The 2506-nt window shown below is 72.2% G+C and carries 2 protein-coding genes; both read right to left on the reverse strand.

The genetic code is table 11. The features are described from left to right. Nucleotides 1–131: 131 nt before the first annotated feature. Complete coding sequence (locus tag E1283_RS35080) at nucleotides 132–1292, reverse strand: enolase C-terminal domain-like protein (RefSeq protein ID WP_132822210.1); 1161 nt, start codon at nucleotides 1290–1292, stop codon at nucleotides 132–134. Nucleotides 1293–1325: 33 nt separating this feature from the next. After that, nucleotides 1326–2276, reverse strand: coding sequence for a phosphoglycerate dehydrogenase (locus E1283_RS35085; RefSeq protein WP_132822211.1), 951 nt, complete (start codon nucleotides 2274–2276; stop codon nucleotides 1326–1328). Between the last annotated feature and the right edge of the window lie 230 nt (nucleotides 2277–2506).

Here is a 2506-nt window from a genome sequence, read left to right on the forward strand (position 1 = left end):
TCCGAGGAACCGGCGCCGGGTGACGCGGCGTGGCCCGACGCCCTGCCCGCGGCGGAGGAACCGGGGCGCGACCAGCCGGTGTGCGTGAGCACCCCGCCCGGCAGCCGGCCGGGCGACGCGCCCTGGCGCGGTCAGGAGAACTCGACGGTCTCCACGGTGTGCGCCTCGATCACGTCCCAGTCGTACGCGATGCCGAGCCCGGGGCCTTCGGGCACCGGGACGCAGCCGTCCGGGCCGACGGCGGTGAGGCCGTCCCGGTAGTCGTCCGCGTAGATCAGCTGACTCCGGCCGATCTCGGTCGACTTGGGGTGGACGAACGACATCTCGTAGTAGTTGGTGTTGCGGATCGACGCCATCAGCTGGCGCTGGGCCGGGCCCGGCGTGTGCAGTTCGACGTCGAGGCCCAACCCCTCGGTGGCGTGGGCGATCTTCAGCGCGCCGGTGATGCCGCCGTCGTACTCGGCGTCCGCGCGCACGAAGTCGGTGCCGCCGCCGACCGCGAAGTCGACGTGCTGTTCCAGGCCGCGGACGTGCTCGGTCTGGAGCAGCGGGGTGCGGATCAGCTCGCGCAGCCGCTTGTGGCCCTGGAGCGAGATGCCGGTGTCCTTGTAGGGGTCCTCAAGCCAGAGGTAGTTCGCCTCGTCGCAGGCACGCCCGACCTGGACGGCGTGCGCGAACGTCTCCAGCTTGGAGCCGGGGTCCAGCATCAGGTCCATCTCGGGCCCGACGGCGTCGCGCACGGCCTGGATGGTGCGCACCACCTCGGCCACCTCGTAGTCGTCCCAGACGTGCAACTTGTAGGCGCGGTAGCCGAGTTCGCGGCACTGGACGGCGAAGTCGGCATAGGCCGCGGCGCTGTCGAGGCCGCCGGCGCGGTCGCCGGCCGCGGTGGAGGCATAGGCGGGCAGCCGGGTCTTCCAGCCGCCGAGCAGGGTGCGGACGGAGACGCCGAAGGCGCGGCCGGCGAGGTCCCAGAGCGGGATGTCGATCAGGCCCATGCCCATCTTGTCGAACTTGCGGAGCTGCCGCTTGACGTCGTTGTAGATCAGCTCGCGCTGGAACGGGTCCCTGCCGACGAGGTAGTCGCCGAACATCCTGAGCTGGGCGGCGGCCACCGAGTTGCCGCCGACGTACTCGCCGACCACGCCCTCGTCGGTGTACACCCGAACCGCGTAGGCGCTGACCTGCTTGCTGCTGCCCGGCTCGTAGACGAGCGAGAACCCGGTGGGGTGCTTGGCGAAGTCACGCATCTCGAACTTCGCCCGGTCCACGCGTATCCGGTCGATCTTCACTGGGGGTCCTTCCTCACTGGGAGTGCTTCCGGTTCAGGGCGCCTCGTGGCGCGGCTCCTCGCCCGCCAGCACCCGGACCACGTCCTCGGCGACCATGACGCCCATCTCCCGGTTCGCCTCGTGGCTGCAGGCCGCCATGTGGGGGGTGAGCACGACGTTGGGGGCGGCGCGCAGCGGGCCGTCGCCGAGCGGCTCGCTCGCGAAGGCGTCGACGGCCGCGCCGGCCAGGTGGCCCTCGACCAGCAGGCCGGCCAGGGCGTCCTCGTCGACCAGGCCGCCGCGGGCCGCGTTGATCAGGTAGGAGCCGGGGCGCGTGGAGCGCAGCGCCGCCGCGTCGAGGAGGGGCGGCGCGCCGGGGTCGGCCGGCAGGTGGAGGCTGGTGAAGTGGGCCCCCGCCAGGCAGTCGGCCAGGGAGGCCGGTCGGGCACCGCGGGCGGTGATCTCGGCGTCGGGCAGGTAGGGGTCGTGGGCCAGCACGGTCATGCCGAACGCCTGGGCGTAGCCGGCGAGCAGCCGGCCGATGCGGCCGAAGCCGATGATCGCCAGGGTCTTGCCGGCGAGTTCCGGGCCGAAGAGCTTGGGCCAGCCGCCGGCCCGCAGCCGGGCGTCGGCCTCGGTGATCCGGCGGGCGGCGTCGAGGACGAGGCCGAAGGTGAACTCGGCGACGGCGCGGGAGTTGCTGCCCGGGGCGTAGGTGACGCGGATGCCGCGGGCGCGGGCGGCGGCCAGGTCGATGGTGTCCACGCCCACGCCGTGCTTGGCGATCACCTTCAGTCGGTCGGCGGCCTCGACGACCTCGGCGGTGATCGGGTCCATGCCGACGATCAGCGCGTCGGCGGTACCGACCCGGGCGAGGAGCTCGGGTCGCGGGAGCGCGGCGTCCTCGACCGGCCGTACCGGTCCCGCGCCGGCGTCCTCCAGCAGGGTCCAGGGCTCGCGGGAGTAGCGCGCGAAGGTGGGCGTGGTGATGAGCGTGGTGGGCATGCCTCGGCTTCCCGTGCGGCCGACAGGATCGTGATGCCGGCAACCGTGACACGCTTGTTTGTTTCGCGCAAGAGTCCTCGCGCATTTCGCGCGCGAAAACGCCGAGGTCACCGCGTTCCGCATCCATCTCTGCGCGGATCACGCAAGTTGGCGGCCGGTTCCGGCCGGTCGGGCACGTCGGCGGTCAGACAACTGTCGCTTATACACATCTCACGCTGCCGGCGAACTCA

Origin of the sequence: Streptomyces hainanensis, assembly GCF_004348415.1 — a bacterium.
Classification (GTDB): Bacteria; Actinomycetota; Actinomycetes; order Streptomycetales; family Streptomycetaceae; genus Streptomyces; species Streptomyces hainanensis.